This is a genomic window from Dawidia soli (assembly GCF_018598185.1).
Taxonomy (GTDB): domain Bacteria; phylum Bacteroidota; class Bacteroidia; order Cytophagales; family Cyclobacteriaceae; genus Ohtaekwangia; species Ohtaekwangia soli.
The window spans coordinates 71,371-94,456 of record NZ_JAHESC010000010.1 but is presented as its reverse complement, the minus strand read 5'-3'; the positions used below and the strand labels follow the sequence as shown (position 1 = coordinate 94,456).

24 protein-coding genes are annotated in these 23,086 nt (G+C 52.5%); 11 read left to right on the top strand and 13 right to left on the bottom strand.

Translation table 11 applies throughout. The features are described from left to right. Window positions 1-89 precede the first annotated feature (89 nt). Together purD and recQ are read right to left on the bottom strand one after the other, a co-directional pair. Window positions 90-1,376: a phosphoribosylamine--glycine ligase gene (purD, locus tag KK078_RS09045; RefSeq protein ID WP_254089936.1), complete on the bottom strand. Its 1,287-nt coding sequence runs from the start codon at window positions 1,374-1,376 to the stop codon at window positions 90-92. 119 nt (window positions 1,377-1,495) lie between these two features. Then, window positions 1,496-3,685 (bottom strand): DNA helicase RecQ, encoded by a 2,190-nt coding sequence (gene recQ / locus KK078_RS09040; RefSeq protein ID WP_254090004.1) that lies wholly within the window; start codon window positions 3,683-3,685, stop codon window positions 1,496-1,498. A gap of 57 nt (window positions 3,686-3,742) precedes the next feature. Here recQ and KK078_RS09035 point away from each other — a divergent pair, with 57 nt between their 5' ends. Further along, window positions 3,743-4,720 carry a KpsF/GutQ family sugar-phosphate isomerase gene (locus tag KK078_RS09035; protein ID WP_254090003.1) on the top strand — a complete coding sequence of 326 codons (978 nt, stop codon included), beginning with the start codon at window positions 3,743-3,745 and terminating at the stop codon, window positions 4,718-4,720. Window positions 4,721-4,794: 74 nt separating this feature from the next. After that, entirely contained in the window at window positions 4,795-5,874 is a 1,080-nt protein-coding gene (locus tag KK078_RS09030; protein WP_254089935.1) for a mannose-1-phosphate guanylyltransferase, read from the top strand. Window positions 5,875-5,877: 3 nt separating this feature from the next. Here the strand turns inward: KK078_RS09030 and KK078_RS09025 are convergent, their stop codons facing one another. Continuing rightward, the gene (locus KK078_RS09025; RefSeq protein WP_254089934.1) at window positions 5,878-6,795 is read right to left on the bottom strand and encodes a nucleotidyltransferase family protein; all 918 of its coding nucleotides are present in this window, start codon (window positions 6,793-6,795) and stop codon (window positions 5,878-5,880) included. Between the two features lie 250 nt (window positions 6,796-7,045). Between KK078_RS09025 and KK078_RS09020 the strand changes: the two genes are divergently transcribed. Beyond that, window positions 7,046-8,311: a sugar MFS transporter gene (locus tag KK078_RS09020; protein WP_254089933.1), complete on the top strand. Its 1,266-nt coding sequence runs from the start codon at window positions 7,046-7,048 to the stop codon at window positions 8,309-8,311. 7 nt (window positions 8,312-8,318) lie between these two features. Here the strand turns inward: KK078_RS09020 and KK078_RS09015 are convergent, their stop codons facing one another. From KK078_RS09015 to KK078_RS08995, 5 genes are all read right to left on the bottom strand, one after another. Then, window positions 8,319-9,404 (bottom strand): DNA topoisomerase IB, encoded by a 1,086-nt coding sequence (locus KK078_RS09015; RefSeq protein WP_254089932.1) that lies wholly within the window; start codon window positions 9,402-9,404, stop codon window positions 8,319-8,321. 66 nt (window positions 9,405-9,470) lie between these two features. Beyond that, entirely contained in the window at window positions 9,471-10,010 is a 540-nt protein-coding gene (locus tag KK078_RS09010; protein WP_254089931.1) for a YciE/YciF ferroxidase family protein, read from the bottom strand. Between the two features lie 127 nt (window positions 10,011-10,137). Then, entirely contained in the window at window positions 10,138-11,142 is a 1,005-nt protein-coding gene (locus KK078_RS09005; RefSeq protein ID WP_254089930.1) for an MlaD family protein, read from the bottom strand. A 33-nt stretch (window positions 11,143-11,175) separates the two neighbouring features. Then, complete coding sequence (locus tag KK078_RS09000) at window positions 11,176-11,967, bottom strand: ABC transporter ATP-binding protein (RefSeq protein WP_254089929.1); 792 nt, start codon at window positions 11,965-11,967, stop codon at window positions 11,176-11,178. Continuing rightward, window positions 11,964-12,719, bottom strand: a complete 756-nt coding sequence (locus KK078_RS08995) for an MlaE family ABC transporter permease (protein ID WP_254089928.1) — start codon at window positions 12,717-12,719, stop codon at window positions 11,964-11,966. Before KK078_RS08995 ends, KK078_RS09000 begins: the two co-directional genes overlap by 4 nt. A gap of 241 nt (window positions 12,720-12,960) precedes the next feature. Here KK078_RS08995 and KK078_RS08990 point away from each other — a divergent pair, with 241 nt between their 5' ends. From KK078_RS08990 to KK078_RS08980, 3 genes are all read left to right on the top strand, one after another. Further along, window positions 12,961-13,107 (top strand): lmo0937 family membrane protein, encoded by a 147-nt coding sequence (locus tag KK078_RS08990; RefSeq protein WP_254089927.1) that lies wholly within the window; start codon window positions 12,961-12,963, stop codon window positions 13,105-13,107. A 102-nt stretch (window positions 13,108-13,209) separates the two neighbouring features. Continuing rightward, complete coding sequence (locus tag KK078_RS08985; protein WP_254089926.1) at window positions 13,210-13,905, top strand: OmpA family protein; 696 nt, start codon at window positions 13,210-13,212, stop codon at window positions 13,903-13,905. An 80-nt stretch (window positions 13,906-13,985) separates the two neighbouring features. Then, window positions 13,986-15,596 (top strand): DUF748 domain-containing protein, encoded by a 1,611-nt coding sequence (locus tag KK078_RS08980; protein WP_254089925.1) that lies wholly within the window; start codon window positions 13,986-13,988, stop codon window positions 15,594-15,596. Window position 15,597: 1 nt separating this feature from the next. Here the strand turns inward: KK078_RS08980 and KK078_RS08975 are convergent, their stop codons facing one another. Continuing rightward, window positions 15,598-15,933 (bottom strand): response regulator, encoded by a 336-nt coding sequence (locus KK078_RS08975; RefSeq protein WP_254089924.1) that lies wholly within the window; start codon window positions 15,931-15,933, stop codon window positions 15,598-15,600. 167 nt (window positions 15,934-16,100) lie between these two features. Between KK078_RS08975 and KK078_RS08970 the strand changes: the two genes are divergently transcribed. From KK078_RS08970 to KK078_RS08960, 3 genes are all read left to right on the top strand, one after another. Then, window positions 16,101-16,370, top strand: a complete 270-nt coding sequence (locus KK078_RS08970) for a YtxH domain-containing protein (RefSeq protein WP_254089923.1) — start codon at window positions 16,101-16,103, stop codon at window positions 16,368-16,370. 115 nt (window positions 16,371-16,485) lie between these two features. Next, a complete protein-coding gene (locus KK078_RS08965) occupies window positions 16,486-16,827 on the top strand; it encodes a hypothetical protein (protein WP_254089922.1) in 342 nt (113 codons plus the stop codon). Continuing rightward, on the top strand, window positions 16,820-17,203 hold the full coding sequence (locus KK078_RS08960) for a hypothetical protein (protein ID WP_254089921.1): 384 nt from the start codon (window positions 16,820-16,822) through the stop codon (window positions 17,201-17,203). The genes KK078_RS08965 and KK078_RS08960 overlap by 8 nt, the downstream gene beginning before the upstream one ends. Here KK078_RS08960 and KK078_RS08955 read toward each other — a convergent pair. Continuing rightward, complete coding sequence (locus KK078_RS08955; RefSeq protein WP_254089920.1) at window positions 17,193-17,618, bottom strand: response regulator; 426 nt, start codon at window positions 17,616-17,618, stop codon at window positions 17,193-17,195. The genes KK078_RS08960 and KK078_RS08955 overlap by 11 nt on opposite strands. Before the next feature lie 148 nt (window positions 17,619-17,766). Here KK078_RS08955 and KK078_RS08950 point away from each other — a divergent pair, with 148 nt between their 5' ends. Further along, window positions 17,767-18,024, top strand: a complete 258-nt coding sequence (locus KK078_RS08950) for a hypothetical protein (RefSeq protein ID WP_254089919.1) — start codon at window positions 17,767-17,769, stop codon at window positions 18,022-18,024. A gap of 86 nt (window positions 18,025-18,110) precedes the next feature. After that, the gene (locus tag KK078_RS08945; protein ID WP_254089918.1) at window positions 18,111-18,545 is read left to right on the top strand and encodes a pyridoxamine 5'-phosphate oxidase family protein; all 435 of its coding nucleotides are present in this window, start codon (window positions 18,111-18,113) and stop codon (window positions 18,543-18,545) included. Here KK078_RS08945 and KK078_RS08940 read toward each other — a convergent pair whose 3' ends face one another. From KK078_RS08940 to KK078_RS08930, 3 genes are read right to left on the bottom strand one after another with little or no spacing between them, the layout of a single operon-like run. Beyond that, the gene (locus tag KK078_RS08940) at window positions 18,546-19,982 is read right to left on the bottom strand and encodes a hybrid sensor histidine kinase/response regulator (protein ID WP_254089917.1); all 1,437 of its coding nucleotides are present in this window, start codon (window positions 19,980-19,982) and stop codon (window positions 18,546-18,548) included. Between the two features lie 14 nt (window positions 19,983-19,996). After that, window positions 19,997-21,568: a PAS domain-containing protein gene (locus KK078_RS08935; RefSeq protein WP_254089916.1), complete on the bottom strand. Its 1,572-nt coding sequence runs from the start codon at window positions 21,566-21,568 to the stop codon at window positions 19,997-19,999. Continuing rightward, the gene (locus tag KK078_RS08930; RefSeq protein WP_254089915.1) at window positions 21,565-23,073 is read right to left on the bottom strand and encodes a sigma-54-dependent transcriptional regulator; all 1,509 of its coding nucleotides are present in this window, start codon (window positions 23,071-23,073) and stop codon (window positions 21,565-21,567) included. Before KK078_RS08930 ends, KK078_RS08935 begins: the two co-directional genes overlap by 4 nt. Window positions 23,074-23,086 lie beyond the last annotated feature (13 nt).

Here is a 23,086-nt window from a genome sequence, read left to right as displayed (position 1 = left end):
ACAGCCGCCGGTCTCGCAGGCGCCGTTGTTCTGGCAGCCGGCGACTTTGCCGTCCTTGCTCTTGGTTCCACAGGAACATCCCATAGTGGTTATATTTTAAAGTTCAACAAATCCTGGCCGATATCCTTCCGGAAGTACAGGCCATCCCATTGAATCTGACCGGCCACTGCGTAGGCCTTTGCACGAGCATCCTCCAGCGACGATCCCTTGCCCGACACGGCCAGCACACGCCCGCCTTCGGTCACGACCTTGTCCTGTTGCTGCCGGGTTCCGGCATGGAAGACCAGCGTAGGCTCATAACTACCCAGCCCGCCAATCACCTTGCCTTTTTCGTAGTCGCCCGGGTAGCCGCCCGACACCAGTGCGATCGTCACGGCGTGGTCCGGATCGATCTCGATGGTCTTGCCTTGCAGCGAGCCTTCGCCCACGGCCACCAGCAGGTCCACCAGGTCGCTCTTGATCCGGGGCATCACGGCCTGCGTCTCGGGATCGCCCATGCGGGCGTTATACTCGATAACATAGGGCGTACCCCCCACATTCATTATCCCTACGAATATAAATCCTTTATAATCAATACCATCTTTTTGAAGTCCGGCAATAGTAGGTTTTACTACCTCGTCTTCTACCCGCTTCATAAAGGTCGGGGTAGCAAACACCACCGGCGACACAGCACCCATACCGCCCGTGTTCGGACCGGTATCGCCGTCGCCGATACGCTTATAGTCCTTTGCCTCTGGCAGGATGACATAATCTTTGCCGTCGGTCAAAACAAATACCGACACCTCGATGCCGTTCAGGAACTCTTCGATCAGCACCTTGGCGCTGGCCTCTCCGAACTTCTTGTTTACCAGCATGTCTTTGATCACCGCCTTCGCTTCAGTCTGGCTCAGGCTGATGATCACACCCTTACCCGCTGCCAGGCCGTCGGCCTTTAAAACGATCGGGGGCTTACACGTGCTGATATAATCCATGGCCTGGTCCAGTTCGGCGGCCATAAACGTGCGGGCCTTGGCGGTAGGGATGCCATTCCGCACCATAAACTGCTTGGAAAAATCCTTGCTCCCCTCCAGCTGGGCACCCACTTTGCCGGGGCCTACGATCAGGATATGTTTCAGCGCTGCGTCTTGCTCGAAATAGTCGCGGATGCCTTTTACCAGCGGGGCCTCGGGGCCGACCACCAGCAGACTGATGGATTGGGCGATGCAAAACTCGCCAAGTTTAGAAAAGTCATCGGCTGCAATAGGCACATTCTCCGCTACCTGGGCCGTGCCGGGGTTGCCGGGGGCCACAAACAGCTTGCTGCACCGCGGGCTTTGACGGATCTTCCACGCCAAAGCATGCTCCCTGCCGCCGTTACCAATTATGAGGATATTCATGGGTTCAAATCTCGTTGAACCTCAAAGATAGACGCGAAATCCGGTAATAAAAACAATCCGGCCGGCCGTAGCGCCCCGATACAAGGGTGCCCTACCGGCCGGCCGGCAACTGGGATTTCTTAGTTCGCGTATTCCGACATGAATTTGATGCGCATCAGGCGGATCTCTTCCTCTGAATAGTCGGCGATAGAATCGTCATTCAGGGCGGCCTCCATACTGTCCGTATCCGTATTCATGAAGTAATCGTGTATGTCGTCCTGTTTGTGCTCGTCCAGAACCTGGTCAATGTAATAGTTCAGGTTCAGCTTCGTGCCCGAGTAGCAGATGTTTTCGATCTCTGTCAGCATGTCGCTGAACGACAGCTTCACGGTCTCGGCAATCTCCTCCAGGTCTACTTTGCGATCGATCTGCTGGATGATCAGGATCTTGGTCTTCGATTTGTTCACCGACGACTTCACCACCACCTCGTTGGCAGTCTCGATGTCGTGCTCGTCGACAAATTGCTGAATAAGCGTCAGGAATTCCTGACCGAACTTGTTCACCTTGCCCATGCCGACACCGTTCACCTGGGCCAGCTCGTCCTTGGTGGTCGGGTACGTAGTCGCCATTTCCTCCAGCGACGGATCCTGGAAGATCACATACGGCGGCAGGTTCTTGTCCTTGGCGATCTTCTTGCGCAGGGTCTTCAGCATCTCGAACAACTTCACATCGTACGATTTGGTGTTGACCGGCACGCGCTCGGCCGACTCTTCCTCTTCGTCCACGGCCGTGGTAAAGTCGTGGTCGCGGGCGAGCTCGATCGCATGCGGCTTCTTCAGGAAGTCCTCTCCTTTTCGCGAGATTTTCAGCGCACCGATGTTGTCGATGTCTTTTTCCAGGTATTGATAGATCAGCGTCTGGCGGATCACCGACTTCCAGTAGTCGATGTCCTCGTCACCACCCTTGCCATACACGGCCAGGTCGAAGTGACCATAGCTTTTCACATACTCATCTTCCGTACCGCGGATCACGTTCACCAGGTGGTTCAACCCAAAGCGCTCGTTGGTTTGTTTTACCGCTTGCAGCACCAGCTTTACCGCTTCTGTGCCGTCAAAACGCTCGCGCGGGTGTACGCAGTTGTCGCACATGCCGCAGTTCTCCTGCGTATACTCCTCGCCGAAGTAGTGCAGCAACTGGCGACGGCGGCATACCGGCGATTCGGCATAGTATTCCATTTCCTGTAACAGGATGCGTGCGTTCTCACGCTCTTGTACCGGCTTGTCTTTATTGAACTTTTCGAGCTTGTTCAGGTCGTTGTGGCTATAGAACATCAGGCAGTGCCCTTCCAGGCCGTCACGGCCACCGCGGCCCGTCTCCTGGTAATAACCTTCCAGCGACTTCGGCACGTCGTAGTGCACGACAAAGCGAACATCGGGCTTATCGATCCCCATGCCGAAGGCGATGGTGGCCACGATGATATCCACTTCTTCGTTCAGGAAGTCGTCCTGGTTCTTCATCCGCACATCCGGATCGAGGCCGGCATGGTACGGAGCAGCTTTAAAGCCGTTTACATTCAGCAGCTGGGCGATCTCCTCTACCTTTTTACGGCTGAGGCAATAGATCACACCGGACTTGCCTTTGTTATCCTTCAGGAATTTGATCAGCTGTTTCTTCGTCTCTTTTTTCGGACGAACCTCGTAGAACAGGTTCTTGCGGTTGAAGGAAGAGATAAACACATCGGCCTCTTCCATCTGCAGGTTCTTCTGGATATCGATCTGTACCTTCGGCGTAGCCGTCGCGGTCAATGCGATCACCGGCATGTCGCCCAGGTTCTGGATCATGTTCTTAATGCGGCGATACTCCGGGCGGAAGTCGTGGCCCCATTCGGATATACAGTGCGCTTCATCGATCGCGACAAAGGCTACATTTACTTTCTTGAGGAACTCGATCGTCTCTTCTTTGTTCAGCGACTCGGGCGCAACGTATAACAGTTTTACGTTGCCGTTCATACAATCTTTCTTCAGTCGCGTGATCTCACTCTTGCTGAGTGTAGAGTTTAAGAAGCGGGCGTTTACACCATACGCATTCATTTGATCCACCTGGTTCTTCATGAGTGCGATGAGCGGCGATATAACAATGGCAAGCCCGTCTTTCATCATGGCCGGCAACTGATAGCACAACGACTTACCAGCGCCCGTAGGCATGATGACAAATGTATTTCTACCATCCAGCAGATTGCGGATAATCGTCTCCTGATTACCTCTGAACTGGCTGTACCCGAATATTTCTTTGAGTCTTTCTTTTAGCGCATCTTTCTCTTCTACCAACATCATTTCGTCTGATAAGTTATATCTTTGTCCACAGACAAAGATAATTTTGAAAAGGCATTGAATTTAGGAAAAAATATCAAAAAAATTGCACAGGAGGTATTAATAAACGAATCCTTAGCAATTCAGAAACTCACCAATTTTATTGACGATAGCTTCGAAGCCTGCGTGAACGAAATTTATTCTGCCAGCGGGCGGGTTGTCATTACAGGCGTTGGCAAAAGTGCCATCATTGCCAATAAAATTGTTGCTACGTTGAACTCTACCGGAACCCCGGCGCTGTTTATGCACGCCGCAGATGCTATACATGGCGATCTTGGCATGATCCAAAAACAGGACATCGTCATTTGCATTTCCAAAAGTGGCAACACCCCGGAAGTCAAAGTACTAATTCCGTTATTGAAACGCAGAGGATCAAAGCTTGTTGCCCTTGTGAGCAATACAAATTCATATTTAGCACAGCAAGCCGATTTTATACTCAATGCAACGATTGCGGAGGAAGCGTGCCCCAACAACCTGGCGCCGACCACCAGCACCACCGCCCACATGGCCATGGGCGATGCGCTGGCCGTATGCTTGCTCGAGCTTCGCAATTTTAGCAGCAAAGACTTTGCCGAGTTCCACCCCGGTGGATCCCTGGGCAAACAATTATACCTCAAGGTCTCCGACATCTATATCAACAACCAGTTACCGCTGGTAGGTCCCGAATCGCCGTTGAAAGATGTTATCATGGAAATCTCGTCAAAAAGACTAGGTTGTACCGCTGTCGTTGACACCGATCGCAACCTCCTGGGCATCATTACCGACGGCGACTTGCGACGCATGCTCGAAAAGAGCAGTGACCTCACCCAGCTTGCCCACCTCCAGGCCGCCGACATTATGAGCCCTAATCCCAAAAGGATCGAAAAAGATGAATTTGCCGTCAAAGCCTTACATCAAATGCAGGCCAATAATATTACCCAATTGGTTGTGCTCGAAGGCAACAAAGTGGCCGGCTTTATTCACCTGCACGATCTGCTGAAGGAAGGAATCGTTTAAAAAACCAGAAAAGTCTTTTATAAAATTCTGCATCTAACGTCTTTTGTAAAACGTCTTATCGACAAAAAACTTAAATGAATCGAAATCTGTATGTTGTCCTCATGGCCGGTGGCGTAGGCGTTCGCTTTTGGCCATATAGCCGTAATTCCAAACCCAAGCAATTCTTAGACGTACTCGGTACAGGAAAAACCTTACTTCAATCCACGTTTGAGCGTTTCCTGCCGATCTGCCCCCAGGAGAACATATTTGTCGTCACACATGAAGAGCACGCCGCCCTCGTACGACAACAACTGCCGGGTCTGGGCGATGACCAGGTCCTGACCGAGCCCATGCGGAAGAACACCGCCTGCTGCATTGCATACGCCAGCTATAAGATCGCCAAACGCAACAGCGAAGCTGTGATCATGGTCACCCCCTCCGATCACCTCATCCTCAAAGAACAAGAGTTTCAGGATGTCATCCGCAAGGCCGCCGATCAGGCCCGCGTACAAGACAAGCTCATTACCCTCGGCATTACCCCCACCCGTCCCGAAACGGGATATGGCTACATACAATATCACACCGAAAAGGCCTTCGCCAAAAAGGTAAAGACCTTTACCGAAAAACCCGAGCTGTCGCTCGCCAAGAAATTCATTGAAAGCGGCGACTTCGTGTGGAACTCCGGCATCTTTATCTGGGGGGTGCAAGCCATCCTGGAGGCCTTCCACGAGCACCTGCCAGAAATGTCGGAAGTGTTTGACGAAGGCGTAAAGCCCCGCCTCGATACACCCGGCGAAAAGGACGCCATCCTCAGCGCCTACTCCCAATGCAAAAGCATCTCCATCGACTACGGCGTCATGGAGAAAGCCACCAACGTCTACGTATGCTTAGGCAACTTTACCTGGAGCGACCTGGGATCGTGGGGATCGATACACGACATCTCGCCCAAAGACGAGAACAACAACGTCATCAGCGCCAATGCCCAGGTGTACGACACCCGCAACTGTATCGTCAAGGGCTCGCCCGATAAGCTGATCGTTGTACAGGGATTGAACGGCTACCTCGTCGGCGAGTTCGGCAACGTGGTGATCGTGTGTGAGAAAGATAAGGAAGAGCAGTTCAGGCGGTTTGTCAATGACTTGAAAGCCCGCCCGAACGCGAACGATTACTTATAAGCCTTACCAGAGCTTTTCAGGATACTCGCCTTTTGCGATCAGCGCCCGGATCTTGGACGACACTTCTTCTTTGTCCTCTTTATAGGTAACGCCAAACCAGATGTTGCCGCCGCCCAGTACCTTCACTTTGCCCAGACCACGGTGGATCAGCTCGTTTACGATCAGCGGTATATAAAACTCGGACTTGAGGTTCTGATGATTTTCTTTCAGAAAGTCGTCGAACATCGACGAGGCCAGCGCAAACACCGATGGGTGAAAGCCCCAGAAGTTCATCGACGTCGGTGCCGACGGATCCAGCACGCGGTCGCCGGAGGCTTCCTTCGAAATAACCTTACCCTGCTCGGTCACAATAGTCGTGCGCTCCACGACCGACTGCAGGTAGCCCTCGGCATCCTGCTCGCCTACACCACGCGATACGCTGCCGTGCTCGGACAATACATTGCTCAAGGTAAAGCCTACCATGGCGTGTGCCCCGGTCGTGTCGTTCTTGAAATAATGGGCAACAGAAGCGAAAGCCTCCTTGCCATAAAAGTCGTCGGCATTGATCGCCACGAACGGCTCCTGAATGACATCCTTGGCACACAGCAACGCATGGCCTGTGCCCCAGGGCTTGGTGCGCTCGGTAATATCATAAGAAGCAGGGATGAGCTTATCGATGGACTGTACAACAAATTCAACCGCTACCTTGCCTTGCAGTTTTGGCAGGAACTTCTCCTTCACCGTTTCGAGGATCTCGTCACGCACGATAAATACGACCTTTGTAAAACCCGCCCGTACAGCATCAAAAAGGGAATAATCCATGATGGTTTCGCCGCTGGGACCAAACCCGTCTATCTGTTTAATGCCCCCATAGCGGCTTCCCATGCCGGCGGCCATAACTAAAAGGGTGACTTTTTTTTGTGTGCGATTTGGTGTGTCCATTGGGTTTTAGTTTATTTCAGATGAATAGAACGTAGTGTTTGCGCAAACATTCTGTTTTTTGGAAGGATTTTAACGGGTTCTACGGGAATGCTCCAAGTCTTCTCCGGACAAACTGAAAAAATAATCTTCAAAGGCCCGCGCTTTAAAAAGTAATAAGGGCCCAAAAATAGGAGTTTTAGAACATGTGTGCATAAAACACACGAACAATAATAACCTAAATACCTAACCCTAAAACCTAAATCACACCTGTATGACCAATCAAAAGAATGGATACCTGGTGCCGATGATCATCATCGGAACGCTCTTCTTCATCTTTGGCTTTGTTACCTGGGTTAACGGTACCCTTATACCGTACCTCAAGATAGCCTGCCAGTTGGAGAGCGATTTCCAGGCCTATCTCGTAACCACTGCTTTCTTTATTGCCTATGGTGTGATGGGTATACCTTCTTCCTATGTACTAAACCTTACCGGCTATAAAAAGGGTATGGCCGTCGGCCTGCTGGTGATGGCCGTGGGTGCCGCTACCTTTATACCGGCGGCGCAAGCCCGCAACTATAACCTGTTCCTGACCGGCCTCTTTATCATAGGCACCGGCCTGGCCTTGCTGCAAACGGCCTCCAACCCGTACGTTACCATCCTCGGCCCGATCGAAAGCGCAGCCCAGCGTATCAGCATCATGGGGGTCTGTAACAAGGTGGCAGGTATCCTGGCGGGTATAATTTTCGGCTATATCGCCCTCAAAGATGCCGACCACCTGACCGCCAGCCTGAAGGCCATGGACGCTGTGGCAAAAGAAGCACAGCTAAACGAGCTCGCATCGCGCGTAATCGTTCCCTATATCATTATTACGGCCGTCCTCGTGGTCCTGGCCGTCGCCGTCATCTTGTCATCGCTACCCGAGATCAACGAAGAAGATTCCGAGGAAGGTACCGACACTTCTGCCAGCAGCAAGACCAGCATCTTCCAGTTTCCGCACCTGTTCTTAGGCGCGCTCGCGCTCTTTGTATATGTGGGAGTAGAAGTAATGGCGGCCGATACGATCATTAGCTACGGCAAATATTTAAATATTGAGATGTCCACGGCCCGCTACTTCTCACAGGCTACGTTGGGCTTTATGTTGTTGGGGTATATCACCGGCATCTTTACGATCCCGCGCATACTCTCACAAGAGCTTGCCATGAAGATCTGCGCCATTTCGGGGGCCATCTTTACCGTGCTGGCCGTGCTGACATCAGGCGCGACATCGGTTCTTTTTATCGCCCTGCTGGGTCTCTCGAATTCGCTCATCTGGCCGGCCGTATGGCCGCTGGCGCTGGAAGGCCTCGGCAAATTCACCAAGCTCGCCTCGGGCCTGCTGGTAATGGCCATCGCCGGCGGCGCTATCCTGCCGCTGATCTACGGCTCGCTGTCCGACAAACTGCACAACGCACAGACCGCCTACTGGATCATGCTGCCCTGCTACTTGTATATTCTGTATTTCGGCACGAAAGGACACTTAGTCGGCCGCAAGAAATAATGGCCGGCTAGTGCATAGCCTTTAAGATCTTCATCAATACCTTTTCCTCTGCGGTGAGATCAGCCTGTCCGTCGTTTACTTCGATAGCATCCAGCTCCTGAAAGTAACGTTGCAGGTTGTTCTCCTCGTAGAGGCGAACCAACGACGGGTGAACATAATACTTACGGCACACCGTGCGCGTGTTCCCCAGCCTCTTACTGACCGCGTCCAGCGCGCTTAAAATATTGCGCTTCACTTCGGCCGCCGTGGCCACTTCGCCCGCCGTCTTCAGCTCCCGTAGAAAGTGCAACGATCCCGCCCAGGTACGGAAGTCCTTGGCCGTAAACTCAAAATCCGTTACACGCTGTATATACGCGTTGACCATGCCCGAGTCGATCGGGTGCCGCAAGCCGTCGCGGCCGTAATATTGGAACAACTCCTTGCCCGGTATCTCGCGGCACTCTTTCACAATACGCGCCAGGCGCTTGTTGCGTAACGACACATTGTGAAATATACCCTTCTTGCCTTTGAACGAAAACTGCAGGTTGTTACCCTCGATCGATACGTGCTTGTCCTTTAATGTCGTTAACCCATACGAGCCGTAAAGCTTTTCATACCCCTCATTACCGATGCGGATATAGGTGCGTTCCATCAGGGCGATTACCGCCGCCAAGACCTTCTCTTCGCAGAGCTCCCGCCGGCTCAGGTCCTTTTCCAATTGTAGCCGCAACGCCGGCAATGCCTTGCCAAACTCATAGAGGCGGTGGAACTTGGTTTCGTTCCGCAACGCCGACCACAACGGATGGTACCGATATTGTTTGCGCTTACGCAGATCAAACCCCGTTGCCTGAATGTGGCCCATCGGATCGACGCAGATCCACACGTCGGTCCAGGCCGGCGGAATGGCCAGCCTGCGGATCCGCAGGATCTCTTCTTTGTCACGGATGGGCTTTCGGTCTAAGATATACGCAAAACCCTTGCCCTTGCGCAAGCGGGAAATGCCGCGTGAGGTGTCCGTTATATATCTCAGGGAAACCGCCTTCGCCGCCTTGGCGTAGTTGCGGTCTATGCCAATGAACTCGCGGTGTGTTAACGATACGGAAGGTATATCCATAGCAGTATATAGAAAAAAGTCAGGGCAAAATACCCTGACCTGATACGCTGACGGGAAGCTGTAACCTTACTCCTGGTCAGCCGTTTCGTTGATATCCTCTTCGGCCAGCGACGTGAGCAGCTCATCGCATTCTTTCTCTTCGTCCAGTGTCTGACCTAACAAATTCTTGATGTCCTCACGTCTCATGGTTTTGGCCAGCTGGGCCAGGCCGCCGTACGTGGCGATCTCATAATGCTCCGCTTTCTGCGCCGCCAGGATCAGTCCCACGTCGCGCGTAGCAGAACCGTCCTCGGTCTCGGCAATGATGCTCTCGCCTTCTTTGATAATGCCTTCCATGGCGTCGCATTTTTTGGCCTGCGGCTTTTTGTCCAGCATCTCAAATACCTTTTCCAGACGGGAAATATGCTCTTGTGTTGCCACCAGGTGGTCTGCAAACGCATTGGCCAGCTCTTCTGAAGTCGCCGCCTTTTGCATTTTCGGCAGGGCCTTTGTCAAATGCTTTTCAGCCCAATAGATGTCTTTGAGCTCTTCCACAAAGAAATCCTCCAGCAAAGAAGCATCGTCTTTCGATGCAGCTTTTTTCGATTTTGATGTTGTCTTTTCCATGGTAATCCTGAAGTTTAATAGGTTGTTGCAGCAACGCTAAAAAATCATATACGCCACGGGCTTTGTATACGATAAAGCCCCCTGTAGATAGGCATCCACGCCTGCGGCACAATTGTCCGCATTGACGCTATTTATCTACAGCAGCGCTGTTTGCCTCGGCTTCCCGGCGTTCCCGCTTTTCTTTTTTGCGGAAATATCCTCGCAACAAAAAATTGTGCTGCATTGCCTCCATATTTTCATCCAGCTTGGCCGACGCGCTCTGCGCGCTGATCATCGTTTCTTCCATCCGGCTTGCGAAGGTTGTATCGGCCAGTAATTTGCCCAGCGCGTTATCGTTGCTATTCACCTTCGACACCACTTCTTCCAGCTCGGCGGCGATCTTAGCAGAATTGGCCGATACCTTTTGGACATTGGCCAACGCGTCGTCAAACACCGTGGCCATCGTCGTATCCGACACGAGCTTGTGAATAACCCCTTCGCCATGCTTCATCTCATACACCAGCGCATTAAGCTCTGCCGACGCCCGGTTCATGTTCGCACCCACCTGCCGCAGGTTTGTAGCGGTCTGGCGCAGATCATGCGAAAAGGAGCCCTTGTCGGTGATCAGATCTCCCACGATACCCTGTCCGTCGCTCACGCGACGCGAAAGTTCCTTTAGATCGAACGTAAGCGAACGTGTATTCTCGCCAACATCCTTGGCAATGTTAATGAGGTCCTGCGTATCGGTAGGCGACAATGAATTGATCGTATCGTTGTCCGCAATATTTTCCGGCGCAGTGCCGGGCCGGATCACCACGATCTTGTTACCCACCAAACCGTCCGAGCCGACCGACGCCATGGCATCGCGCCGGATAAATTCATTTTGCTTTTCCTTCAGCAGCATCGTCACCAGCACCTTCCCCTCCGAAGCAATATTCACATCGCGCACCGTGCCGATCTTTACTCCGGACAGCCACACGTTATCACCACGCTTGAGGCCCTCCACATTCTTGAAGACCGCCATGACGGTGATCGTGCGGCTGAACAAGTTGTTTTCACTGCCGATAAAGAACGCCGCAAGGATAAACAACAATACCCCGGCCACGACAAATATCCCGAGCTTGATATCCTGTTTTACTTCTGCTGTTTTCATGATCGTATAGACTTAATGTTTCCGGTAATACTGTCAATAGTTAAAGAAAGGCTCCAGTTCGGGATCGGTAGTTTGTTTGATCTCATCAAACGTACCCTCCAGTTTATTATATCCTCCCACCAGCGCAATGACGCGGTCCGCCGTGTGGCGGGCACTGCTGATGTCATGGGTAATGATGATGGAAGCTGTTTTATATTTGTCGCGCACCTTGACGATCAGCTCATTGATCTCGATCGACGTGATCGGGTCCAACCCGGCCGTAGGCTCGTCGTACAGCATGATCTTCGGGTTCAGGATCAACGTCCGGGCAATCCCCACACGTTTTTTCATCCCCCCCGACAGCTCCGAGGGCATCTTGTCGATGGCCGACTCTAACCCCACATCCTCCAACGCGCGCACCACACGCTCGTTCAATTCTGCGGGATCGTAAATGCCCAAATTACGTTTGAGTGGAAACTCGAGGTTCTGTCGCACCGTCATCGAGTCGTACAGAGCGCTGCCTTGAAAGGAAAATCCTACCTGGAGTCGCAGCTCGTTCAGCTCATCCTGGCTCAGCTTTAGCACATCGTACCCGAGAATGTTGATCGAGCCGGCATCGGGTTTGATCAGCCCCACCATGCATTTGATCAGCACCGATTTACCGGTGCCCGAACGGCCGAGGATCACCAGGTTCTCACTTGCATAGAGATCCAGGTTCACATCGCGCAACACGTCCACATCACCGAAAGACTTTTGCAGGTTGCGCACCCGTGCAACAACGGCATCGTCAGACCGAGGGCCCGTGGCCGAAGAGGTATAGCGATCGTTTTGCAGCGGCGAGGTCATCGACGGAAGAGGTTAATGAATTGAAGGCTTAGCAAGTCCAGAATAAAGATCAGGATCATCGATGCCACCACGGCCGCATTGGCCGCGCGCCCAACCCCTGTCGTACCTCGCTCGGCATGAAAGCCCGCGTAACATCCCACAATGCCGATCGCAAAGCCAAAGAATGCCGCCTTGATGATCGACGAGAATATATCGACATAAGTAACCGATACGGCTACCTCGTTGAAGTATAACATAAAGCTGGAATGATTGATCACGTTTACTGTAAAATATGACCCCAGCAATGCCATCACGTCGGCATATACGACCAGTAGCGGCAGCATCAGCGTGGTGGCTGTGATGCGGCTTACCACCAGATAAGAGAAAGGCCGCGTGCCTGACACCTCCATGGCATCGATCTGTTCCGACACACGCATGCTCCCCAGCTCCGCGCCGATGTTAGACCCGAGCTTACCGGCACAGATCAAGCCTGTGATCAACGGACCCAACGAACGCACCACCGCTTGCGATACCAGCGACGGCAGCCACGACTCTGCACCAAACGATGCGAGCGACGGCCGTGATTGACGGGTAAATACGATGCCTGCCAAAAACGATGTAAACGTAATGAGGAATAACGACCGGTTGCCCACCACAAAACATTGGTGCAGTGTCTCCTTCCACTCATACGGCGGCATGACGGTCTCGCGCACCGCACGCGCTACAAACCGGTATATATCAGCAATGCGCAATAAAAAGGTCCTGATTTTCATGAAGTGAAGTGCTATGCTTTCAACAGCACTATGTAAAACTTGTACCCCGCCTGCAATCGCCTGTGCACGGCAGCGCTGTGAAAAAAAATACCCAATAGCGCAGACGAACGGTTATTTCCCGGAACCGCCCAGACCGTGCTGTGCAGGCACTGTATATAGGGTACAGTGCCTCGGTGTTACAATGGCAAGCTTTTTTATTCTACACTCCCGAAACAATTAACAAACTAAAAAAACACTGTATATGAGATCACTATTGTATCTGATCGCAGTCATCCTGATCATCGGCTGGTTGCTGGGCGTATTCTATTATAGCGCTACTGGCCTGATCCACGTCCTTATTGTATTGGCCGTCGTCTCCCTGTTACTGGGCATAATTCGACGAGCCTAGCGCGCTCCCCACCTGCAAGAAAGCCCGCCGAAGCCTTGGCGTAAGCGGGCCATGCACAATATTTGTAGGCGGGGAGTATATATAAACTAAAATAAAAAGTGTATGAAAACCGTACAGCGATTGATTTCGAGATCGACCTTGCTGCTGGCCGCCGCGGCCATTACAGCAGGTTTGCTTGGCGGCTGCCAGGCAAATAATACCATGAAAGGCGGCGCCATCGGCGCCGGTGCCGGGGGTGCTATCGGCGGCGTGATCGGTCACCAGTCGGGTAACACCGCCATCGGCGCCATCATCGGTGCCACCGTAGGCGGCGCTGCCGGCGCATTGATCGGCCGCCAGATGGATAAGCAGGCAGAAGAAATTAAGCGCGACCTCGAAGGCGCGCAAGTAGAGCGCGTCGGCGAAGGCATCAAGATCACCTTCAACTCGGGATTGCTCTTTGCCCTGAACTCGTCGCAGCTGAACAATACCACACAGCAAAACCTGCGTGAGCTTGCCGCCACGCTGAACAAGTATGAAGACACGGAGATCCTGATCGAAGGTCATACCGACAACAGCGGTACCGACGACCATAATCAAAAACTGTCGGAAGAACGCGCAAGGGCTGTAGCATCCTACCTCGCGGGCCAGGCAGTAAAAAACGGACGACTCCAGACTGTCGGATACGGCGAAAGCCAACCGGTTGCAGACAATGCCACCGACAACGGCCGCGACCAGAATCGCCGGGTGGAAGTAGCGATCTACGCGAATAAAAAAATGAAGAAGCTCGCTGAAAAGAATCAGTTGGGTAACTCCTAAGTAACATCTGCTATATCTTTGATCCCTGGAGGAGGAAACTCCTTCGGGGATTTTTTTGAGAGCCCGGCCCCGGGTGTATTATGAAACGTAAAAAACTCCTGCTGATCCTCGCTGCCTGCATTCCCGTATGTTTACTGGCGTACATCGGCTATACACAGTTGCCCACACTTTTGCAGCAAAAGGCCCGCGTCGCCGTGGCTGACCTGAAGCAGCAGGGTATTGAAATACGGTATGATTCATTACACATCGACCTGGCCAGCATGAATGTGGCCCTGGACTCGTTCGAGCTGAACATTCCCGCGCAACGATTACACCTTCGCGCACCGTATATCGAGATCTCTTCCATCAGGCTCCTGCCCCTGCTTTTCCGCAAGCGCCTGCACATCACCCGCGCCCGCGTGGATCACCCCACACTTACGCTGGTAAAGGTCGTCAAAAAAGATAGTGTCGAAGAAGCCGCCAAAAACGTCGAAGAAAAGAAACGCACGGCATCTTCGCTTACGCTGGAAATAGATTCTCTGCATGTCCCCGACCTTGTGTTATTGCAGACCGACAGCGTCCGCAAAGATACCGTAGCGGCATCGCTGCATTTGCGCGTCAGTGCGCTCACCTTCGACAAGCGTTTGCCGCAGGCCCTCCAGGCCGACGGTGTACGCATGGACTCTGCGCGGATCGTGACCGCCCTGTATACTTTTGGCGTTCGCCAATTGACATTCAACAATACGTTGCAGCAACTGGAAGCCGATACCCTCACGATCAAGCCGCGTTATTCCAAACGCGCCTTCGCGCGCCGTGTGGGCGTGGAAGCCGACCGCTTCGATGGGACCGTACCGTATCTGAGCCTGCGCAATGTTCGGCTCGGCATAGGCGACTCGACCTTTGTTACCGCCAGTCGTCTGGAGACAAGCACCCGGCTGCGTGTATATCGCAATAAGCACTATCCATTCCCTAACAAGACATATACGCCGCTGCCCGTCGATGCCTTGAAGCGTCTCCCTTTCTTTTTAGATATAGACACGTTACGTCTGACGAGGAGCTATATATCGTATGAAGAAGTAGGAGAAGAGGCCGACTCCAGCGGCACCGTATTTTTCCAGGACCTGGATGCCACAATCACACATATCACGCAAGACAGCACGGAAAAAGCCCCGGTCATGATCGCCGCGGCAAATTTTATGGGCAAAGGCAAGCTGTCGGTACAGTGTACCTTCTCCCGCACCAGGAAGCCGGCTTACCTGAAAGGCACGCTGGTAGCATTTCCGTTGTCCAGCCTGAATGATATGCTCCAACCCCAGGCAAAGATCAAGATCGAAAGCGGTGTGATGAGCCTGCTGGCCTTTCAATTTCACTTCAACGACGTACGCTCCGACGGCTCAGTTGACCTGAGCTATCGCGACCTGAAAGTGTCGGGTCTGCGCAAACCTAAAAAGAGGGACCGCAAGAAAGATCGCGACAAGGACAACGACGGCGCGCTGAAGAATGAATTCCTGACCTTTGCATTAAACACGTTTATTCAGGACGACGCCGGTAAGCTTTTCACGGGTGAAAAAAAGACCGGAACGGTGTTATTCTACCGCGACCGTAAAAAGGCCATCTTTAATTTTTGGTGGAAATCTCTCTTCTCGGGCATCAAGTCGTCCTTCAACATCGAGAACGACAAGGCGCGCGGCAAAAAGCGAAAGAAAGAATAGGTCAAAGGAAGCTCTTCAGCGTGCTGAGGCTGATCGGTTTTTCCAGGAACTTAACCGAAGGTATATTTTCAAGTTCCAGGGGCAGGTGGGTAAAGGCGCTCATCAGGTTGATCTTACTGTGCGGTAAAAGCGTGAGTAACTGACCTACCGTGTCCCAGCCCAGGCCATCGGGTAAGTTGTTATCCAGGAACAGTATGTCAGGGGAGAGATCGCGCGCTTTTTGCAACCCATCCCGTAAGGTAAATGCCAGGTGTACATCGAACTGTAAGGGCTGCAGGTACGCGCGCATCAGCACGCATAAGTCCTCTTCGTCATCGATAATCAATATACGCTTCATCAACTCAGTCCAATGATACAAAATCTATGCAAGAATGCTAAAAAGAATATTGCCAACCCCATTTTGGCCCCTGTAGATATTCATACCCAGTCGGCAAGCCATACTAATAAGTTTTTGTGAAAGGAACAATTTTTTACCGATTTGTTGCAAATAAACCAAATAAGCATATGAACACGAAGAGTAAAATAATCCTCGGGATACTCGGCGCTGCCGCCGCGGGCGCTGTGATCGGCATGCTGGTCGCTCCTGAAAGTGGTAACGACATGCGCAAAAAGATCTCCAAAGCAGCTACCGACTTTGCTGAAGAACTGACCAAAGCAATTGTAAACAGCCGCGAGCAACTGGGCGACGCTAAAAACACGATCCTGAAGGAAGCCAAAGGCCTCAGCCAGGATGCTGCAAATCGGTACAGTCGGGTAAAGGAATCGTTAAGCTAACAAAAACGACGTACGCGAATTCGTTCCTGCAAGCACGTGTACACGGCGCCAGAAGCAAGTGATCCGAATGCTTGCTTCCGGTTCCCTTCAACCAACCGCCTAAACCTTTTGTACCATGGACGACCGGAAAACGAAGGCAGAAAACCTGACAGACCATGTAAGCGATTACCTGGAAACGTATTATAAATTAACCGTTCTCAACGCCACTGAAAAGACTGCAGGAATTGCCTCTGTAAGCATTACAGCTGTCTTTATCGGCTTCCTGGTACTTTTTGTACTATTATTCTCCGGCTTCGGCTTTAGCTGGTGGATCGGCAAAGCCATCGGCAATATGATCGGCGGCTTTTTTATCATGGCCGGCGTATATACATTTCTCATCGGCATCATCTTCATCTTCCGAAAAAAATATATCGCGCCCTTTATCCGCGACTTTATCATTCAAAAGATCTATGAATAGCACCATCCGTTCCTATGAAGACTTACGCACCGAGCAGGAACGCCTCCGGTCGCAGCTGAAGGTGCAAAAAGAGCAGATCCGCGAAGACCTGGCCGGCATCCGGGAGCAGTTTAAGCCCGTATTGAGCCTGGTGCGCATCGTGGGAAAGTTTACCAACGGCGAGACGCGTAACCATGCGCTCGTCTCCACGGGCTCGTCACTTGCCATCGACCTGCTCCTGAAAAAATTCGTATCCCATAACCTACTGGCGCGTTTATTCCTGCCTCCGATGTTAAAGAATATCTCTTCACACGTCATTTTTAACAACGTGGCCCCATTCCTCAGCAAACTGTTTCAAAAGAAAGCAAAAAAGAACGGCGTCGCCGTTAGGGAGTAGACGCTACCTGGAACCAATAATTGCGGATGTTTTCGACGACGCTCAGGAGCGACTCAAAGCTGGTAGGTTTTACAACATAGCTGTTCGCACCCAGCTCATAACACCGCTTGATTTCGGCGTCGTTCTTGGTGGTGGTAAATACAACGACGGGGATACGCTTGAACACGGGATGTTGCTTGAGGTCACGAAGCACCTCGCGCCCGTCTTTTTTTGGCATGTTCAGGTCCAGTAAGATAAATCCCGGGAACTCCGGCCCGCCGTCGGCGGTTTCTGCCGTTTCCAGGAACCGAAGCAGCTCCACGCCGTTTTCCACAAATTCAATCCTGTCGGAATAGCCTTTTTCGCGGAATGCGGTTTGCATAAGGTAACGGTCGTCGGCATCGTCCTCAGCCACCAGGATAAATACTTTACTCATAAAGTGAATAAATTAGCCAAATATACGCATTCACTTGCGATTGCATACAATATCGCGCCAGCACTGCAATTTGAGAAAAAAACAAGTATCTTCGGAAAAGCTCCCGTGTTGGCATTCGTTTTTTAGTTGTTCCCTTAAATGAAACACCATGAAAACGCAACATACCACCCCGGGCTCTCCCACTCCCCCCAAACCCGAAACAAAAGAAAAGGCGACTAAAGCCGGTCGTAAAAAGAAAACCACGGCACAGGACGAACGCCTTCAGGAAGAAGCCGAACATGCACGACAGCCCGTCGTACAAAACACCCCACCCGATACTGTACGGGTAAACGAAGACGAGCAACGAAAGGCCGTCAACCGCGGGGGCAACACGTCCGACATCGCACCCGAAGACACCGACAGCTAAAACAGTGTGCGCGTGGCCCCGATAGCCATCGGGTGTGAGAGCGAATACCGACACTTTACATCGTTCCCCTTGAACTAACCAACACCATGAAAACAGCACCTGAGTACCCACCGGCTATACAGAAATTTAAGGAGCTGCTCAACGATGTCGAAGTATGCATGCTGATGACAACCGACAGCGCCGGTAAAACCACCAGCCGCCCCATGATGACCCTTGACGTGGACCGCGACGGGCATATCTGGTTTTTTACCAACGAGCTCTCCGACAAAGTGCAAGACGCTACCGGGCACACGGCCGTTTCGCTTATCTATGCACGGCCATCGAAAAATATTTATATCCACATCAACGGCACATGTACCATCGTGCGCGACAAGGCCAAAGAACGTGAGCTGTGGGTACCGCCGCTAACCGAGTGGTTCCCCCTGGGGTTGCAGGATCCTAAACTATGCCTCATCCGTATCGTGCCCGACGAAGCCCACTATTGGGAAAGCACGCTCAGTAAAATGATAGCGTTTATCTGATCATTGTACCGGGAAGGCGATCACAAACGTGGTCCCGACATTTTCCCTAGAACGCACGTCGATGTGCGCCTTGTGTGTTTGTAAAATATTAAGCGTCGCTGCCAGGCCAAGGCCCATACCGTTGCGTTTGGATGTGAAGTAAGGCTCGAACAGCTTCGAGATGTTTTCCTGCGGTATACCGCACCCGTTGTCTGAGATCTCGACAGCGTATTGCAGGGCCGACGGTGTCACCTTAATGCTCAGCTCGCCCGGACGGTCACGCATGGCTTCCACCGCGTTGATGATGATATTGAGGAACGCCACCTTCAGTTTATCAGCATCGGCCTGAATATAGCAAGGCACATCGGGGTAGCTTACTTTCATGCTGATGCGCTGCAGCGTGATGCGATCCAGCGCCGCGCTGATGCTTTCGTCAAGCACCGTCTGCAAAATGACGCGCTTAAAGATCATCTCCGTCGGCCGCGACGAATCCAGCAACTCGGTGATGAGGTCGTTGATGCGTTTGGAGTTACGGTGAATGATCTCCAGGAACGGAGTGTCTTCTTCGCTCTGATTGACCGGGATCAACTGCTCTACCGACATCTGAATGTTATTCAGCGGGTTGCGCACCTCGTGCGCCAGCGTCCGCACCAGCCGGCCGGTCGCCGCCAGTTTCTCGGCTTGCAGCGTAGCCTTCTCTGCCCGCTTCAGGTTGGTAATATCGTGAATGATGCCCTGCACATACGAGCCCCCTTCTTCATTACCCGTTTCCATCGAGGCGGAAATGATACAGTACTTCTTTTCCCCCTGCCGGTCGGCCAGCGTGATCTCAACATCGTCAATTTCCTTCGACTGCTCCAGGCCGGCGTACACCTTGTCTTTGCCCTCCAGGATCAGGTCGTATAACGAGAGGTTTAACAGGTCCGATTGCGCATAGCCCAGCAGTTCCGACGTGGCGTTGTTCATATCCCGGAAACGCAGCCCCTCGTCGGCGATAAACACGGCGTCTTTCGAGCGCTCGAAGATGATCCGGTATTTGCGTTCATTCGCACGCAGCGCCTTCAGCGCACCAGCCCTCTCCAACGAGTAGCGAATGCTGCGCTCGAGCTTCTCCGTGTTCAGCTCCGACTTGATCAGGTAGTCCATCGCCCCGATCACCATCGCCTCGTTGTCAACCGCCTTGTTGCCTTTACCCGTCAGCAGGATGATCGGATCTTCGCAGTTCAAGCGCACGGCCTCCTTCAACAGGTCCAGGCCCGTCTTCGCGCCGAGGCGGTAATCCACCAAATATAGTTGATACTGACGCTGACGGATGTGTTCGACGGCCCTGGCATAGGTAGGGCACCAATCGATCTCGTAGTGCACCCCTTCGATGCTGCGGATATAGTCACTGGTAATGATGAAATCGTCTTCATCGTCGTCTACAATGAGAATTCGTGTAACGCTCGACTGCTGCATGTACTCTATTACTGTCAGAATTGTTTTTCGGGAAGGAGCAGGTGAAAGACAGCACCCTGGCCGGGCGTGCTTTCGGCATAGATCGCACCGTTGTGGTTGTCCATGATCTTTTTACAAATGGCCAGGCCAATGCCGGAGCCGGGATACTCTGATTTGCCGTGCAACCGCTGAAAGATCTGGAAGATCTTTTCAGCATACTCTTCTTCAAAGCCTATGCCGTTGTCCTGGATCGTGATCCTGACAAACTCTTTGTCGGGCGGCAAGTGCTGGTCCTCCTTGTCGCTGCGTGTAGCCCTGCCCCCGCTGATCGTGATCAACGGCGGCTTCTCTTCGCTGCGGAATTTGATGGCGTTGCCCAGCAGGTTGTTGAACAGCTGCTTCATTTCGGCCTCGACCACCTCTATCTCTGGCAGTGGGCCGATCATGATCTGGGCGCCCGTCTCTTCGATCTTCAGCTCCAGGTCCGTGGTGACCGATTGTATGATCTTCTTCAGGTCTGTGCGCGAAAACGCATAGGAGCTCCGGGCCATGCGCGAAAATTCGAGCAGGTTATCGATCAATATGCGCATGTTCTCCGTCGACGCCAGGATCCGCTCTACATACAAAGAGCCTTCGTTGCCCAACGGCGTCATAAACTTCGCTTTCAACCGCTCACTAAAGGTCGAGATCTTGCGCAGTGGTTCCTGCAAGTCGTGCGAGGCCACATAGGCAAACTCTTCCAGCTCGCGGTTCGAGCGGTTCAGCTCGCGAATGCTCCGCTCGCGTTCACGCTCGAAATATTTCAGGGGGGTGATGTCGCGCGTAATGCCGATCATTTTCACCACCTCGTTCCTTTCTCCCAGGATCACTTTGCCTTTGGTGGAAACAAACTTCTGCACGCCCGATCGTGTGGTGATACCATACTCGCATTCAAAACCCGTTTGTGTATCGATGGCTTCCTTTACCTGGTGTTGGAAATTTGCGGCATCTTCCGGCGACATGTGCTTGAAAAAGAACTCGCGGGTGATGTCCGCCACTTCTTCGGGTTGGTATTCAAACAGCTGGAATATACCCTGCGTCCAATGCGTGGTGTCGGTCGCGGCATCCCAGCTCCAGCTGCCAAACTGCAGCAACGCTTCTGTTTCGTGCAGCAGCTCGCGCAACGCCTTTACTTCCTCCTGCCCTTTCCATTGATCGGTAATATCCTGTGCCATGAAAAGCAGCGATGCAGGGGTGCCATCGGCCTTACGCCGAAATACAGAACCCTGCGTGCGGAAGTAGCGCCAGCCACCCTCGCGGTGGCCCATGCGGCTGTTATACGTATGCGAGGCGTTGTCTTTCAAATGATGGAACTTCTCCAGCTCGCGCTGTACCAGTGCCAGGTCTTCCGGAAAAATAAGCTGCTCGAGCGAGCAGTCCTTCAGATCTTCCAGCGGCAGACCCAGAAAATCGGTCACACGCCGGGTGATATATTTCAAGCAACGGCGGTCGACGTCGTAGACATAGACTATCCCGGGGAAGAAATCGGCGAGTCTCCCATCAAAAGAGTCTTTACCTTCTTCCATATCAAATATCTCGCTCAGATAGTTTATGCCCTCCACGCTCATACCTCCTGCTGAAACTCGATATTGTTGAGTTCCTTGTATTGCTTGATCTTATTGTATAACGTTTTACGATCGATCTTTAGTAGCTTGGCTGCCTTACTTTTGTTGAAATTCACACGCTTCAGCGCTTCGAGTATGATTTCATACTCGGCATCGATGCCCGCACCCTTCAAGCCGGACTCCTTGATCACCGGCCGTGAAGGCGCCGGCTGGTATGGCAGGCCATGTTCGGCCGGCAATGTGCTGGCGCTCATCGGTGCCGACTCGCCACCACCGCCCTCGAACTGCAGCTTGCTAAAGTTCGACACCTCGAACGGGATCGTACGGGTCTCGATAACATCCGTATCGCTCAGCAGCGTGGCGCGTTTTACGACATTCTTCAACTCGCGCAGGTTTCCATGCCATACGTAATTTTTGAATATATTCTCCACCTCGGGGCTGAAACCCTTCACGTTCTTGCCCAGCTCGCCGTTGGTAATGCTCAGGAAGTGCATCGCAAAGGTCATGATGTCGTTCTTGCGCTCGCGCAGCGGCGGTACGTTGATCTGGAATTCGTTGAAACGGTGGTATAAATCCTCGCGGAAGCGGCCCGTACGGGCGGCATCCCACAGCTTTTCGTTACTCGCCACGATAATGCGTACGTCCAGGTCGATATCCTTTGTGCCGCCCACGCGCTTCATCTTGCGCTCTTGCGTAACACGCAGCAACGATACCTGCACATCATACGGCAGGTTGGCGATTTCGTCCAGCAGGATCGTGCCGCCGTTGGCAAGCTCGAAGCTACCGATCTTCTGGCTCAGGGCGCCGGTAAAGGAGCCTTTTTCGTGACCGAACAGCTCGCTGCCGGCCAGCTCTTTGGAAAGCGCACCGCAGTCTATGGCAATAAAAGGTTTATCGCTGCGTTTGCTGCGCTTGTGTATCTCCTGCGCAATCGCCTCCTTACCGCTACCGCTCTCACCGTAAATGATGATGCTATAGTTGGTGGGCGCTACCAGGTCGATCTGGTTGAGTATATTCTTAAAGTCGGGGCTGTTGCCGAAGATATAGATCTGACGGTCGTTCTTCTTGGCATACTGCGCCTGGGCTTTGGCCACATAGCTGGCGGAAGCGGGCTCGTTGGCCGGCACCGACTCGGCGGGACTCGACGGGTTGGCCAGGGCGCGCTTGATGGTCAGCAGAATTTCATCCGGCAGCAGGGGCTTGGTAACATAGTCGATCGCCCCCAGCCGCATCACTTCTACGGCTGTCTTGATGTTGCTATAACCGGTAATGATGATCACAGGCACGGCGGGGAGCCGCTCTTTGATGTTCTTCAGAATGGTGGTGCCATCCATATCTTCGAGCTTGAAATCGCACAAGATCAGATCGGGACTTGTTGATTCCAGCACCTCCAGCGCTTTCTTACCGCTGTTGGCTTCCATGGCTTCAAAGCCATGCTTCGATAAAAAGCGCTTTAGCACAAGGCACATGTCCTTGTCATCATCAATAATTAGAATTTTTTCTGCCATATCTTTTAGTAAC